The organism is Streptomyces albus subsp. albus, from assembly GCF_000725885.1.
In the GTDB taxonomy this organism is placed as follows: domain Bacteria; phylum Actinomycetota; class Actinomycetes; order Streptomycetales; family Streptomycetaceae; genus Streptomyces; species Streptomyces albus.
In genome coordinates this window covers 290,711-304,376 of sequence record NZ_JODR01000003.1, presented here as the reverse complement: position 1 = coordinate 304,376, position 13,666 = coordinate 290,711, and the positions used below count along the sequence as shown (strand labels likewise).

The following is a 13,666-nucleotide window of genomic DNA, read 5'->3' as shown; positions in this document are numbered from 1 at the left end:
GCTGACGGCTCGGCGGAGCCGAGACGCGAGGTCTGGACCGGGTCCGGGCGCCGGGCCCGGTGCCGGTACGTCTGCGGCGCCCGACCGTGCGTCCGCGCCTGTGCCTGCTTCGCCCAGCGGTGAGCCCCTCGCCGCGTCCCGGTCCTCCGCCTTGCCGGGGCGGCGGCGCGGTGACGCGGGGGCAGGTGCCCGTGAGGGTGCGGGCGCCGCGCGCGGTACGGGCACGTCTGCGTCCGTGCCTGCTTCGCCCACTGACGAACCCCTCACCGGCTGACGGCTCGGCGGAGCCGAGACGCGAGGTCTGGACCGGGTCCGGGCGCCGGGCCCGGTGCCGGTACGTCTGCGGCGCCCGACCGTGCGTCCGCGCCCGTGCCCCCTCCCCCCACCGGCGAGCCCCTCACCGCCCCCCGCCCCTCCGCGCTGCCGGCCCAACGGAGCCGTGACGCGCGGCCGGATGCCCGCGCGGGAACGGGCGCGGGGCCCGGTGCCGGCATGTCCGCGGCGCCCGACCGCGCGGTCCCGCCCCTGCCCGCCGAGCCGCCCGCGCCACCCGGCGCGGGCGCGGCGGGCACGGACAGTGCGGGTCCCGCCCGTCTCAAGGCCCTCACCGAACGCCTCGGCCGCTACCTCGGTCTGGCCCGTTCCGAGGCGACGGCGACGGCCCCGGCTTCCGCGTACCGGTTCTCCTCCGGCACCTCCCTCCCCGACGCCGGCGACGCGGGCACCGCCGTCCCCGGCAAGGCCCCGGGAGCCGCCGGGCCGGACGCCGCGGGCCGCACCGCCGCCTCCGGCACCCGCCCCCACGCGGCCGGCCCTCCACCTTCCGAAGGCTCGCCGGGGTTCACCGGTCCTGGTGGGCACCCGGCGCGCCCCGCCGGGCGGCCGGGCCCGTTCGCGGGTCTCCGCCTCCGTGACGGGGCGCCGCCGGGGGAGCGGAACGGCGCGGGGCACGCCCCGCCCTCGGTACGGTCGGTCGCCGCCGCCGTCTGTCTCGTGCTGGGCGTCGGCCTGCTCGGCGGCGCGGGCGCGGGCGTACTGCTGACCGGGGACAGCGGCGAACAGCGGAAGGTGGCCCAGGGGTTCGACGGGACGCGCGCGGCCTGGCACGAGATCCCGGTGGACGACCTGTTCCCCCGCACCCTGCGGGGGAACAAGGCCGGGCCCGGCGGCGCCGACCGGCGCTGGACCCGGGTCGCGGTCGCCCCGGACAGCGGCTGCGCCGGTGCTTTCGACCCGCTGCTGGCCAAGGCGCTGGCCCCGGTGGGCTGCGGCAGGCTGCTGCGGGCCACCTACACCGACGAGACGACCAGCAGCCTCACCACCGTGGGTCTGCTCTTCACCAAGGCGGACCCGGCCGGTATGCGGGACGTGAGCGAACGGTTCGCCACCCAGAACCTCGCCGAGCGCACCGATCTGATGCCGCGTCCGTACGCGGCCCGGGGTACCGTCGCCGCGGACTTCGGTGACGCGCAGCGCGCCAGCTGGACCGTCCACGTGCAGCGGGACATACCCGTGGTCGTCTACTCCGTCTCCGGTTTCGCCGACGGACGTACCGTCACCGACCCTCAGCCGGCGGACGAGGCGACCCTGGAGGGCGAGACGTCGCCCGCCGCGCAGGCGGGGCTCGGCCACGATGCGCAGGGCATCGCCGACCGCGTCGAGAAGAGGCTGCGCAAGGCGACGACCCGGCACACCGCCGGCACGGGCGGCGGCAACGAGGCGCTGCGGGCACCCGGCACCACTGCCACCGCGAAGGACGGTGAGTCCCGATGAGGCGTCTGCTGCGCACCGTCACCGCCGCCTTGTGCACCCTGCTGGCCCTCTCGTCCGTCACCGCCGGTACGGCCCAGGCGCGGGGCGAGGGCCTCCAGCAGCAGGAGTGGGCGCTCAAGTCCCTCAACGCCGAGGCGGCGTGGAAGACCACCAAGGGCCAGGGGGTGACGGTCGCCGTACTGGACACCGGGGTCGACGCGGACCACCCGGACCTGCGCCGCAACGTGACCGAGGGCAAGGACCTCGTGGGCATGGGCGCCAGCAAGGGCGACCGGGCCTGGGCCCGGCACGGCACCGCCATGGCCGGGATCATCGCCGGGCACGGTCACGGCCCCGGCGGCCGGGACGGAGTGCTCGGCATCGCACCGCAGGCCCGCATCCTGCCGGTCCGGGTGCTGCTGGAGGACCAGGACCCGCAGCGCGTCAAGGCCCGTGACGAACGCGGCACGGCGCTGGCCGAGGGCATCCGCTGGGCGGCCGACCACGGCGCCGACGTCATCAACCTCTCGCTGGGCGACGACAGCGCCTCGGCCCACCCGGACGCGCGGGAGGACGCGGCCGTGCGCCACGCGCTGCGCAAGGGCGTGGTCGTCGTCGCCTCGGCGGGCAACGGCGGTGAGGACGGTGACCACGTGTCCTACCCCGCGGCCTATCCCGGGGTGATCGCGGTGGCCGCCGTGGACCGCAACGGGGCCCGCACCTCCTTCTCGACCCGCCGCTGGTACGCGACCGTCGCGGCGCCGGGCAAGGACATCCTCATCGCGGACCCGGACCGCACCTACTACCAGGGCTGGGGCACCAGCGCCGCCGCGGCCTTCACCTCGGGCGCCGTCGCCCTCGTCAGGTCCGCGCACCCGGACCTGAGCCCCGCCCAGGTCAAGGAGCTGATCTCCGACACGGCCCGCAACACCCCCGCGGGCGGGCGCAGCGACGCCGTCGGCACCGGCATCGTGGACCCGGCCGCCGCCATCGAGATGGGCTCCCACCTCAAGCCCCGCAAACAGCAGCCGCGGGTCGGCGGGTTCGGCAAGGAGTTCTTCGGTCCCGCCCGGCCCGGTGACGGCGCGGGACCCGGCTGGTTCGCGCCGGCCGCGGCTCTCTTCGGTGCCCTGCTGATCGCCGTGGCCTTCGCGCTCCGGCGCGGTCTCATCCGGCGGCCGGCGGCATGGCGGCGGGCCGCTCCGGCGGGGCCGCATCCGCTGCCCACGGTGCCTGCCCAGCCGCATCGGCCGCCGGGCGCACCCGAGCGGCCGGGCCGGTTGCCCGACGTGCCGCCGGATCCGCCGGGCGGCCGGTGAGCGCGCCGACGGCGGCACGGGCGGCCTCCTCCACGGCGGCGACACCCTCCTCCCGGGAGGCGTGCCCGTCCGAGAGCACCGCCAGCAGCCAGGGGCGTCCGTGCGCCGTCACCCGGCCCACGCTGTTGATCACCCACAGGCCGCTGCTCGTCCGCGGCAGCCAGCCGTTCTTCAGCTCGTACGGCGTCCCGGGGTCCGCGGCGGCGCCGACCCCCCAGCGCTGGCCGGGCACCACGTCCGCCATCAGCTCGCGCACCCAGGCGCGGGCCGCCGGGGCGAGCACGCCCGGCTCCGGCCCGTAAAGGGTGCGCAGCAGGGCCAGTTGATCGGCCGCCGTGGTGACGCTCAGTCCCCAGCGGCCATGGGGGTGGGGCTCGGTACGGGCGGGGCCCAGCAGCCGGTTGGCGGCCCGCAGCCCGGCCGCGCCCCCGGCCGCGTCCCACAGCGCGTTCGCCGCGTCGTTGTCGCTGCGCGTGATCATCTCGGCCGCCCGGCACCGTTCCCGCTCCGTCAGCCGCCGGGGCGGAGCCTCCAGCGCGCCCTGGGCGCGCAGCAGCAGGGCGAGGAGGATGTTCACCTTCATCACGCTGGCGGCCACGAACCGCCCGTCGCCGTAGGACGCCACGGCACTGCCGGCATCGGGCCCGCAGGCGGCGAGCGACAGCCGCGCGGTGCGGCCCAGCGACGGCGGCGGCCCCGGCACGACCACCCGCCTGGCCACCGGCGCCTTCACCCCGCCGGGTGCGTCCTGCCCGCCCGCCGCGTCACGCTGCCCGCTCATCCCGCCGACGCTACCGCCCCGGGCCCCGGATACGCTCGGGGCGTGGCGCTCAAGAACATTCCCCAGCCGGCCTTCTCGCACGACGACGGCACCGCCGATCCGGCGCTCGCCGACGCCCTCGCCGCCTGGCAGGCCGACCGGCGGGCGCCCGGCGCCGAGGAGCGCGTGCTGGCGGCGCTGCGCGACGCCCGGCTGCTGGTCCCCGTCGTCGCCGTCCTCACCGAGGCCGAGACGGGGGAGGACGGGCTGCGGCGCGACAAGACCAGCGAGATGGCCGTCCCCACCCTGAACGCGCCCGGGGGCCGCCGCGCCCTGCCCGCCTTCACCTCCACCGACGCGCTGGCCCGCTGGCGCCCCGACGCCCGGCCCGTCGCCGTACCGCTGCACCAGGCCCTCCAGGCCGCGGCGCACGAGAAGGCCGACACCGTGGTCCTGGACATGGCCGGCCCGGTGACCTACGAACTGACCGGGCCCGCCCTCTACGCGCTCGCCGAGGGCCGCAGCCACACCCGGGCGCTGGACGACCCCGCCGTCACCGAGGCCGTACGCGGCGTGCTCGCGGCCGAGCCCGAGGTGGCCGGCGCCCATCTGGCACCCGGCCAGGACGGTGACGGCACGCTGGCCCTGGCGCCGGTGCCGGGCGCGGACCTTCCCGCGCTCGCGCAGCGCGTCGCCCGGGCGCTCGCCGCCGACACCACCCTGCGCGCCCGGCTGGTGCGCGGCCTGGACCTGGCCCTCCTCGCCCCCGGCAGCACCCTGCCCGGCGACGCCTTCTACCGGGCTTCCTGAGAGCTACCGGGCTTCCTGAGAGCCGGCGCCCGTCCGCTGCCGCGCCGCCCGAGGTGCGAGCCGGGCGGGGACGCCGGACACTCGGGAGGAAGCGCCGGGAACGAATCCGTCCCGGCTGCCTCCTCCGACCCCCACGGGAGGTCGACATGCAGGTCAAGTCGTGGCAGGCGAGCCCGGAACAGCTCAAGGACCTGGAGGACAAGCCGCAGCCCGTCGCGGCGGAGTTCCTGGGCACTCTGCTGCTGGTCTTCTTCGGCGTCGGCGCGGCCGTGCTGGCGGCCGAGTACATCGGCTCGCTGGGCATCGCGCTGACGTTCGGCTTCGTGATGCTGGCCCTGGCGTACGCCATCGGCCCGATATCCGGCTCCCATGTGAACCCCGCGGTGACGCTCGGGATGTTCCTGGCCGGACGTCTCGACCTGGAGCTGGCGGTCAAGTACTGGATCGCCCAGCTCGTCGGCGGCATCGCGGGGGCGGCGCTGCTGTTCCTGGTCGCCAAGCAGGTCCCCGGTCTCCAGACCAGCGAGACGTTCGGCAGCAACGGCTTCGGCGACCGCTCCGCCGTGCACATCAACACCGGCGGCGCCTTCGTCGCCGAGCTGGTCCTGACGTTCCTGTTCGTCTACACGGTGCTCGCGGTGACCCACAAGGTGGCGGTCGTCGGCTTCGACGGGCTGCCCATCGGCATCGCCCTGGCCGTCGTCCACCTGGTCGGCATCCCGCTGACGGGCACCTCCGTCAACCCGGCCCGGAGCCTGGGCCCGGCCGTCTTCGCGGGCGGCGCCGCCCTGGTGCAGCTGTGGATGTTCATCGTCGCGCCCCTGGTCGGCGGCGCGCTCGCGGCGTACGTCCACGTGCTGACGCACCCGCAGCCCAACCGGCGGCCCAAGCGCGAGATGAGGGTGAGCTGACGGCGGCGCCGGTGCCCGGTGCCTCAGCCGTAGACGGGACCGGTGAACTTCTCGCCGGGACCCTGGCCCGGCTCGTCGGGCACGGTGGACGCCTCGCGGAAGGCGAGCTGGAGCGACTTGAGCCCGTCGCGCAGCGGCGCCGCGTGGTACGAGCCGATCTCGGTGGCGCTCGCGGTCACCAGTCCGGCCAGCGCGTGGATCAGCTTGCGGGCCTCGTCCAGGTCCTTGTGCTGCTCGCCCTCCTCGGCCAGGCCGAGGTTGACGGCGGCGGAGCTCATCAGGTGCACCGCGACGGTGGTGATGACCTCGACCGCCGGCACCTCCGCGATGTCGCGGGTCATGCTGGCGAAGTCGGGTTGCTGACCGGAGGGCTGCGGTTGCTGTCCGGAAGGCTGCCCGGCGGCTGCGGCGTCGCTCATACGGGTCACCCTATGCCCCGTGCGCCGTGCACCGGCCCGCGGGCCGTCCGGGGAAGCGGGGCCCGGCGGCCGGGGGCGTCTTGTACGGCCTGCTGGTATGCTGGCAGGACGACCGGCTGAAGACCGTCCCGCACGGATGGACTCCAGCCCGCAAGTGGAGGCTCCGATCTCCCACCTGGCGGCCCCTGGGGCCGCGGGTCAACGGTCAGGCTGCGCCCCGCGGAGTTCCGCGGCGGTGCTCCCGGTCTGTGAGGAGCCCCGCCTGTGACCCGTCCGGGGCGTTTTTTCGCATTCTGCGGCGGTGGTCACCACTCAAGAAGACTCGTGCGCGGTCGTCCGCCAGACGGTCGCGCGGTGTACCCGAGGAGGCCCCATCAGCGCCGAGCCCCGCATCAACGACCGGATTCGCGTCCCCGAGGTGCGACTCGTCGGTCCCAGCGGCGAGCAGGTTGGCATCGTGCCGCTTGCCAAGGCCCTGGAGCTCGCACAGGAATACGACCTCGACCTGGTCGAGGTGGCGGCGAACGCCCGTCCGCCGGTGTGCAAGCTCATGGACTACGGCAAGTTCAAGTACGAGTCGGCCATGAAGGCCCGTGAAGCGCGCAAGAACCAGGCGCACACGGTCATCAAGGAGATGAAGCTCCGGCCGAAGATCGATCCGCACGACTACGACACCAAGAAGGGTCACGTCGTCCGGTTCCTCAAGCAGGGTGACAAGGTCAAGATCACGATCATGTTCCGCGGTCGTGAGCAGTCCCGCCCCGAGCTGGGCTTCCGGCTGCTCCAGCGGCTCGCGGACGACGTCTCCGACCTGGGCTTCGTGGAGTCCAACCCGAAGCAGGACGGCCGCAACATGATCATGGTTCTCGGCCCTCACAAGAAGAAGACCGAGGCCATGGCCGAGGCCCGTGAGGCCCAGGCGGCCCGCAAGGCGGAGCGTCAGCAGCAGTCCGCCCCGGCCGAGGGGCCCGCCGAGGCGTGAGCCTTCCCGGGGCACCGCCCCCGGAACCCATACGGAACGAATGACGCTTCCGGCTGCCCGCGTGGCGACTGGAAGCGTCACTGACGAGGAGAGAAACGGCGACATGCCGAAGAACAAGACGCACAGTGGTGCCAGCAAGCGCTTCAAGATCACCGGCTCTGGCAAGGTGATGCGCCAGCGTGCCGGCCGCCGCCACCTTCTCGAGCACAAGCCGTCCACGCTGACGCGTCGCCTTGCCGGCAAGACCGAAGCGGCCCCGGCCGACGCCAAGAAGATCAAGAAGCTTCTCGGCAAGTAAGACCCCGCACGACCGGGACCCCATCGATCCGGGCCCGGGCGGCCGAGACCGCCCACGGCCCCGCCAACAAGGAGTATTCACGTGGCACGCGTCAAGCGGGCAGTAAACGCTCAGAAGAAGCGCCGGGCGATCCTGGAGCAGGCCAGCGGCTACCGCGGTCAGCGTTCCCGCCTGTACCGCAAGGCGAAGGAGCAGGTCACCCACTCCTACGTCTACAACTACAACGACCGCAAGAAGCGCAAGGGCGACTTCCGTCAGCTGTGGATCCAGCGGATCAACGCCGCTGCCCGCGCCAACGGCATCACCTACAACCGCTTCATCCAGGGTCTGAAGGCCGCCTCCATCGAGGTCGACCGCAAGATGCTGGCCGAGCTGGCGGTCAACGACGCCGCTGCCTTCGCCGCCCTCGTCGAGGTCGCGCAGAAGGCCCTGCCCAGCGATGTGAACGCGCCGAAGGCCGCCTGAGCGTCCTGCTGAGGCCCCATCGGCCCCCGCTCCCGGCCCGTGCGGCCGGGAGGGCTCCCTCTCGCCGTCGTGGCTCCCCGCCGCGACGGCGAGATTGATTTTTCACCCCGAAAGCGAGCGTCCCCCGTCATGCCACCCGAGCTGACCTCCCTGCGGTCCCCGCGCGTCACCACCGCGCGCAAACTGGGCAAGCGGAGTTTCCGGGGCAAGGAGCGGCGGTTCCTGGCCGAGGGCCCGCAGGCCGTACGGGAGGCGCTGGAGCACCTGGTCGAGGTCTATGTGACGCCCGAGGCGGCCGAGCGGCACGCGGACATCCTGGCGGCGGCCCGCGCGGCCCGGGTGCCCGTCCTCACCGCCTCCGACGAGGTGATCGCCGAGATGTCCGACACGGTCACCCCGCAGGGCATCGTCGCCCTGTGCCGCTTCCTCGACCGGCCCTTCGCCGAGATCCTCGCGGCCCGGCCCCGGCTGGTCGCCGTCCTCGCGCACGTCCGCGACCCGGGCAACGCCGGCACGGTGCTGCGCTGCGCCGACGCCGCCGGAGCGGACGCGGTGGTGCTGACCGACGCGTCCGTGGACCTCTACAACCCCAAGGCCGTACGCGCCTCCGCCGGCTCGCTCTTCCACCTGCCGGTCGCCGTCGGCGTGCCCGTCGAGGAGGCCGCACGCGGGCTGGCCGGGGCGGGGGTGCGGGTGCTCGCCGCCGACGGGGCCGGCGAACGGGACCTGGACGACGAGCTGGACGCCGGCACGATGGCCGCCCCCACGGCCTGGGTGTTCGGCAACGAGGCGTGGGGGCTGCCGGAGGAGACCCGCGCCCTGGCCGACGCGGTGGTCCGGGTCCCCATCCACGGCCGTGCGGAGAGCCTGAACCTCGCCACGGCAGCGGTCGTCTGCCTCTACGCGTCGGCACGCGCCCAGCGGGCCCGGTGACTGCCCGCACCCCGAGGGTGCCGCACCGTAACCCCGAGCTAGTAGGGTGTCGGGCCCGGGTGCCGGGGACCGAGGGCTGCGGAGAGAGGCGGAACGCGATGGAGGTGCGCCCCGACGACCTGCCCGACGGCCTCGTCGTCGCCGACAGCGGCGGCCGGGTCGTGTGCTTCAACGCAGCCGCCGCCCGCATCACCGGCCGGCCCGGGAACGAGGCGCTGGGCAGCCCCCTCCAGACCGCCCTCCCGCTGGAGGACCTGGACGGGCGCCGCTGGTGGCAGCTGGCCGACCCGTACCACGGACTGGCCATCGCCAACGGTCACCCCGAACGGAATCTGCTGCTGCCCGGCGGCCACGAGGTGCTGGTGGCCGCCCGCTACGTGCGCAGCCGGCCGCGCGGGCCCGTCGAGCGCGTCGTCGTCACCCTGCGCGGGACCGAGGCCCGGCGCCGCACCGAGCGCAGCCACGCCGAGCTGATCGCCACCGTCGCCCACGAACTGCGCTCCCCGCTCACCTCCGTCAAGGGGTTCACCGCGACCCTGCTGGCGAAGTGGGAGCGGTTCACCGACGACCAGAAGCGGCTGATGCTGGAGACGGTCGACGCCGACGCGCACCGCGTCACCCGGCTGATCGCCGAACTGCTGGACATCTCCCGTATCGACTCCGGACGGCTGGAGATCCGCCGTCAGCCGGTGGACATGGCGGCGGCGGTGCGGCGGCACGTCGAGGGGCACCTGGCGGCCGGCCGGCCCGCGGACCGCTTCGACATCCGCATCGCCGACGCCCTGCCCGACCTGTGGGCCGACGCCGACAAGATCGACCAGGTGCTGGCCAACCTGCTGGAAAACGCGGTGCGCCACGGAGCCGGAACCGTCACCATCGAGGTCGAGCCCGCATCGTCCCCGCGCGAGCCGGGGGAGAAGGCGACAGCCGTCACGGTCAGCGACGAGGGGCCCGGTATCCCGGAGGAGTCCATGAGCCGTGTCTTCACCCGCTTCTGGCGGGGCAGCCGCCGCGGCGGCACCGGCCTGGGCCTCTACATCGTCAAGGGCATCGTCGAGGCGCACGGCGGGGTGATCACCGTCAACCGGGCGCCGGCCGGCGGCGCCCGGTTCCGATTTATCCTGCCCGTGGGCGCCCCGGCCTTCCTGGCCTGAGCACACGGCGCGCACGGGCCCACCCCAGAACCCCCGGAGGCCGCTGCCGGTCCCACCGTCCGGCCTCCGTGTACCTGCCATCAGGCGCGCCCCCGTAGACTCGGGCCCCGGCACGCAGCCATGGGGCGGGGCGCAGCCACCGAATCGGAAAACACGGGAAGAGATGTCGGCACCCAACAAGTCGTACGACCCTGTCGAGGTCGAGGCACTGAAACCGGAAGCGATCGACCGGGCCAGGGACGAGGCGCTCGCCGCCGTCGCCGCCGCGGCCGATCTGGACGCGCTGCGCGAGGTCAAGGCCGCACACGCGGGCGACCGATCCCCGCTGGCGCTGGCCAACCGCGAGATCGGCGCGCTGCCGCCGCACGCCAAGGCGGAGGCGGGCAAGCGCGTCGGACAGGCGCGCGGCGCGGTCAGCAAGGCCCTCAAGGCGCGCCAGGAGGAGCTGGAGCGCGAGCGCGACGAGCGGGTGCTGGTCGAGGAGGCCGTGGACGTCACACTGCCCTACGACCGCCGCCCGGCCGGTGCGCGCCACCCGCTCACCACGCTCTCGGAGCGCGTCGAGGACGTCTTCGTCGCGATGGGTTACGAGGTCGCCGAGGGCCCCGAGGTCGAGGCCGAGTGGTTCAACTTCGACGCCCTCAACATCGGGCCCGACCACCCGGCCCGCACCATGCAGGACACCTTCTTCGTACGCGGCAAGGACGGCTCCGCGAGCGACGACGCCTCCGGCGTCGTCCTGCGGACCCACACCTCGCCCGTGCAGATCCGCTCGCTGCTCGACCGCGAGCCGCCCGTCTACGTCATCTGCCCGGGCCGGGTCTACCGCACCGACGAGCTGGACGCCACCCACACGCCCGTCTTCGGCCAGGTGGAGCTGCTGGCCGTCGACGAGGGGCTGACCATGGCCGACCTCAAGGGCACCCTCGACCACATGGTCACCTCGCTCTTCGGCGAGGGCCTGGGCACCCGGCTGCGGCCCTCCTACTTCCCCTTCACCGAGCCGTCCGCCGAGATGGACATGGTGTGCTTCGTGTGCCGGGGCGCGTCCGTGGGCGACCCGGACAACCCGTGCCGCACCTGCTCCAGCGAGGGCTGGATCGAGCTGGGCGGCTGCGGCATGGTCAACCCGCGGGTGCTGACCGCCTGCGGTGTGGACCCGGACAGGTACAGCGGGTTCGCCTTCGGGTTCGGGATCGAGCGGATGCTGATGTTCCGCCACAACGTCGAGGACATGCGAGACATGGTCGAGGGTGACGTGCGTTTCACCCGGCCGTTCGGGATGGAGATCTGATGCGGGCGCCGCTGTCGTGGCTCCGGGAGTACGTCGACCTGCCGGCCTCCGAGACCGGGCGGGACGTCGCGGCCAGGCTGATCGCGGCCGGCCTGGAGGTCGAGACGGTTGAGCAGACCGCCTCCGGGCTCAAGGGCCCGCTGGTGGTCGGCAAGGTGCTGGCCATCGAGGAGCTGACCGGGTTCAAGAAGCCGATCCGCTACTGCCAGGTGGACGTCGCCGACGCCAACGGCACGGGGGAGCCGCAGAACATCATCTGCGGCGCCACCAACTTCGCCGTCGGTGACAAGGTCGTCGTCGTGCTGCCGGGCGCCGTGCTGCCGGGCGGCTTCGAGATCAGCGCCCGCAAGACCTACGGCCACGTCTCCGAGGGCATGATCTGCTCCGAGCGCGAGCTGGGCATGGGCGAGGACCATGACGGGATCATGGTGCTGCCGCCCGAGATCGAGGTGGGCACCGACGCGATCGAGCTGCTGGAGCTCGTCGACGAGGTGCTGGACATCGCGGTCACCCCGGACCGGGGCTACTGCCTGTCCATGCGCGGCCTCGCCCGCGAGACCGCCACCGCCTACGGCGTGCCGCTGCGCGACCCCGCGCTGCTGGACGTGCCCGCGCCCAACGCGCACGGCTACCCCGTCAAGGTCGCCGACCCGCTCGGCTGCGACCGGTTCACGGCCCGTACCGTCAGCGGACTGCGGCCGGGCGCAGCCTCGCCGATCTGGCTGCGGCGCCGGCTCCAGAAGGCCGGCATGCGACCGATCTCGCTGGCCGTGGACGTCACCAACTACGTGATGCTGGAGCTGGGCCAGCCCCTGCACGCCTACGACCGGCACCGGGTCGAGGGCCCCATCGGGGTGCGCCGGGCCCGGAGCGGCGAGAAGCTGACCACCCTCGACGGGGTGCAGCGCGTGCTCGACGCCGAGGACCTGGTCATCACCGACAGCCGCGGCCCGATCGGGCTCGCGGGCGTCATGGGCGGCGCCGACACCGAGATCGCCGACGCCGGCGGCGAGGCGCAGGGCACCACCGACGTGGTGATCGAGGCCGCGCACTTCGACGACGTCTCCGTCGCGCGCACCGCACGCCGCCACAAGCTGTCCTCCGAGGCGTCCCGCCGCTTCGAGCGCGGCGTCGACCCGGAGGCGGCAGCCGCCGCCGCGCAGCGCACCGTCGATCTGCTGGTCCTGCTGGCCGGCGGCACCGCCGAGCCGGGCGTCACCGAGATCCGTACGCCGTCCGGGCCGCGCACCATCCGCATGACCGCCGACCACCCGGACAAGGTCGCCGGCGTCCCCTACGGCCGCGAGACCGTCGTGCGCCGCCTCCAGCAGGTCGGCTGCGACGTCTACGGCAACGTGGCACCCAGCGCCTTCGAGGGCGGCGAGCGGCCCGCCGACGCGCCGGAGGAGCTGACGGTGACCGTGCCGTCCTGGCGGCCGGACCTGACCGACCCGAACGACCTGGCCGAAGAGGTCATCCGGCTGGAGGGCTACGAGAACCTGCCCTCCACCCTGCCCCGCCCGCTGCCGGGCCGGGGACTGACCGACCGGCAGCGGCTGCACCGCCGGGTCGGCCGGGCACTGGCCGGCGCCGGCTACACCGAGGCGCTCTCGTACCCGTTCGTGGGCGAGGCGGTCTTCGACCAGCTCGGCCTGGACGCGGGCGACGCGCGGCGCCGCACCGTGCAGCTCGTCAACCCGCTCTCCGACGAGGAGCCGGGGCTGCGCACCACGCTGCTGCCCGGGCTGCTGGCCGCCCTGCGGCGCAACGACGGGCGCGGCAGCCACGACCTGGCGCTGTTCGAGACCGGCCTGGTCTTCCTGCCCACCGGCACCGAGACCGTCGCCGAGCGGCTGCCGGTCACCGGGCGTCCCACCGACGCCCAGGTGGCAGCGCTCGACCACGCCCTGCCCGAGCAGCCCCGGCACGTGGCCGTCGTCCTCGCCGGCGCCCGGGAGCAGGCCGGCTGGTGGGGCAAGGGCCGCCCCGCCGACTGGGCCGACGCCGTCGAGGCCGCCCGCACCGTGGCCGCCGAGGCCGGGGCGGAACTCTCCGTCGAGAACGCCCGGTACGCGCCCTGGCACCCCGGCCGCTGCGCGGCGCTGTACGTCCTGCTGGACGGCGAGCGGGTACTGGCCGGCCACGCCGGTGAGCTGCACCCGCGCGCCGTCAAGGCACTGGGGGTGCCGCAGCGCACCTGCGCCATGGAACTCGACCTCGACCTGGTGGAGCGCGCCTCCCGGGGCGCCGTGCGGGCCCCGCACGTGTCCACCTTCCCGGTGGCCACCCAGGACGTCGCGCTCGTCGTGGACTCCTCGGTGCCGGCCGCCGAGGTGGAGCGGGCACTGCGCGCCGGCGCGGGCGAGCTGCTGGAGTCCGTACGGCTGTTCGACGTCTTCACCGGTGAACAGCTCGGTGAGGGCCGCAAGTCGCTGGCCTACGCGCTGCGCTTCCGTGCCCCCGACCGCACGCTGAAGGCGGAGGAGGCCACAGCCGCGCGGGACGCCGCCGTGGCCGAGGCCGTCGAACGCACCGGCGCGGTGCTGCGCGGGGCCTGACACCCACGGCC

12 protein-coding genes and 1 pseudogene are annotated in these 13,666 nt (G+C 74.5%); 11 read left to right on the top strand and 2 right to left on the bottom strand.

Annotated features, from left to right (window positions below):
- Positions 1 to 492 precede the first annotated feature (492 nt).
- Together IO40_RS38585 and mycP are read left to right on the top strand one after the other, a co-directional pair.
- Positions 493 to 1,773 (top strand): hypothetical protein, encoded by a 1,281-nt coding sequence (locus IO40_RS38585; RefSeq protein ID WP_234335539.1) that lies wholly within the window; start codon positions 493 to 495, stop codon positions 1,771 to 1,773.
- Positions 1,770 to 3,071 (top strand): type VII secretion-associated serine protease mycosin, encoded by a 1,302-nt coding sequence (gene mycP, locus IO40_RS0104755; RefSeq protein ID WP_031174920.1) that lies wholly within the window; start codon positions 1,770 to 1,772, stop codon positions 3,069 to 3,071. Before IO40_RS38585 ends, mycP begins: the two co-directional genes overlap by 4 nt.
- Before the next feature lie 85 nt (positions 3,072 to 3,156).
- Here the strand turns inward: mycP and IO40_RS38580 are convergent.
- Positions 3,157 to 3,552: pseudogene (locus tag IO40_RS38580) on the bottom strand (serine hydrolase); the annotation flags it as partial.
- Between the two features lie 342 nt (positions 3,553 to 3,894).
- On the opposite strand from IO40_RS38580, the gene IO40_RS0104745 reads away from it, so the two are divergent.
- Together IO40_RS0104745 and IO40_RS0104740 are read left to right on the top strand one after the other, a co-directional pair.
- Positions 3,895 to 4,641, top strand: a complete 747-nt coding sequence (locus tag IO40_RS0104745) for an SseB family protein (RefSeq protein WP_016467807.1) — start codon at positions 3,895 to 3,897, stop codon at positions 4,639 to 4,641.
- A 146-nt stretch (positions 4,642 to 4,787) separates the two neighbouring features.
- The gene (locus tag IO40_RS0104740; RefSeq protein ID WP_016467806.1) at positions 4,788 to 5,552 is read left to right on the top strand and encodes an MIP family channel protein; all 765 of its coding nucleotides are present in this window, start codon (positions 4,788 to 4,790) and stop codon (positions 5,550 to 5,552) included.
- Positions 5,553 to 5,575: 23 nt separating this feature from the next.
- On the opposite strand, the gene IO40_RS0104735 is transcribed toward IO40_RS0104740, so the two are convergent.
- Positions 5,576 to 5,971, bottom strand: coding sequence for a DUF1844 domain-containing protein (locus IO40_RS0104735; RefSeq protein WP_016467805.1), 396 nt, complete (start codon positions 5,969 to 5,971; stop codon positions 5,576 to 5,578).
- 301 nt (positions 5,972 to 6,272) lie between these two features.
- On the opposite strand from IO40_RS0104735, the gene infC reads away from it, so the two are divergent.
- The 7 genes from infC (at position 6,273) to pheT (ending at position 13,655) form a co-directional block, all read left to right on the top strand.
- On the top strand, positions 6,273 to 6,953 hold the full coding sequence (infC, locus tag IO40_RS0104730; protein ID WP_078565627.1) for a translation initiation factor IF-3: 681 nt from the start codon (positions 6,273 to 6,275) through the stop codon (positions 6,951 to 6,953).
- Between the two features lie 103 nt (positions 6,954 to 7,056).
- The gene (rpmI, locus tag IO40_RS0104725) at positions 7,057 to 7,251 is read left to right on the top strand and encodes a 50S ribosomal protein L35 (protein WP_016467803.1); all 195 of its coding nucleotides are present in this window, start codon (positions 7,057 to 7,059) and stop codon (positions 7,249 to 7,251) included.
- A gap of 81 nt (positions 7,252 to 7,332) precedes the next feature.
- Positions 7,333 to 7,716, top strand: a complete 384-nt coding sequence (gene rplT / locus IO40_RS0104720) for a 50S ribosomal protein L20 (RefSeq protein WP_016467802.1) — start codon at positions 7,333 to 7,335, stop codon at positions 7,714 to 7,716.
- 129 nt (positions 7,717 to 7,845) lie between these two features.
- A complete protein-coding gene (locus IO40_RS0104715) occupies positions 7,846 to 8,649 on the top strand; it encodes a TrmH family RNA methyltransferase (protein WP_031174919.1) in 804 nt (267 codons plus the stop codon).
- 98 nt (positions 8,650 to 8,747) lie between these two features.
- The gene (locus IO40_RS0104710) at positions 8,748 to 9,803 is read left to right on the top strand and encodes a sensor histidine kinase (RefSeq protein ID WP_030407861.1); all 1,056 of its coding nucleotides are present in this window, start codon (positions 8,748 to 8,750) and stop codon (positions 9,801 to 9,803) included.
- A gap of 163 nt (positions 9,804 to 9,966) precedes the next feature.
- Entirely contained in the window at positions 9,967 to 11,097 is a 1,131-nt protein-coding gene (gene pheS, locus IO40_RS0104705) for a phenylalanine--tRNA ligase subunit alpha (RefSeq protein ID WP_016467799.1), read from the top strand.
- Positions 11,097 to 13,655: a phenylalanine--tRNA ligase subunit beta gene (pheT, locus tag IO40_RS0104700; protein ID WP_016467798.1), complete on the top strand. Its 2,559-nt coding sequence runs from the start codon at positions 11,097 to 11,099 to the stop codon at positions 13,653 to 13,655. Before pheS ends, pheT begins: the two co-directional genes overlap by 1 nt.
- Positions 13,656 to 13,666 lie beyond the last annotated feature (11 nt).

What these genes read in the sequence shown, in the direction of transcription:
- IO40_RS38585 (WP_234335539.1), top strand. Translation starts at nt 493, where the DNA reads ATGTCCGCGGCGCCCGACCGCGCGGTCCCGCCCCTGCCCGCCGAGCCG.
- mycP (WP_031174920.1), top strand. Translation starts at nt 1,770, where the DNA reads ATGAGGCGTCTGCTGCGCACCGTCACCGCCGCCTTGTGCACCCTGCTG.
- IO40_RS0104740 (WP_016467806.1), top strand. Translation starts at nt 4,788, where the DNA reads ATGCAGGTCAAGTCGTGGCAGGCGAGCCCGGAACAGCTCAAGGACCTG.
- IO40_RS0104735 (WP_016467805.1), bottom strand. Translation starts at nt 5,971, where the DNA reads ATGAGCGACGCCGCAGCCGCCGGGCAGCCTTCCGGACAGCAACCGCAG.
- rpmI (WP_016467803.1), top strand. Translation starts at nt 7,057, where the DNA reads ATGCCGAAGAACAAGACGCACAGTGGTGCCAGCAAGCGCTTCAAGATC.
- IO40_RS0104715 (WP_031174919.1), top strand. Translation starts at nt 7,846, where the DNA reads ATGCCACCCGAGCTGACCTCCCTGCGGTCCCCGCGCGTCACCACCGCG.
- IO40_RS0104710 (WP_030407861.1), top strand. Translation starts at nt 8,748, where the DNA reads ATGGAGGTGCGCCCCGACGACCTGCCCGACGGCCTCGTCGTCGCCGAC.
- pheS (WP_016467799.1), top strand. Translation starts at nt 9,967, where the DNA reads ATGTCGGCACCCAACAAGTCGTACGACCCTGTCGAGGTCGAGGCACTG.
- pheT (WP_016467798.1), top strand. Translation starts at nt 11,097, where the DNA reads ATGCGGGCGCCGCTGTCGTGGCTCCGGGAGTACGTCGACCTGCCGGCC.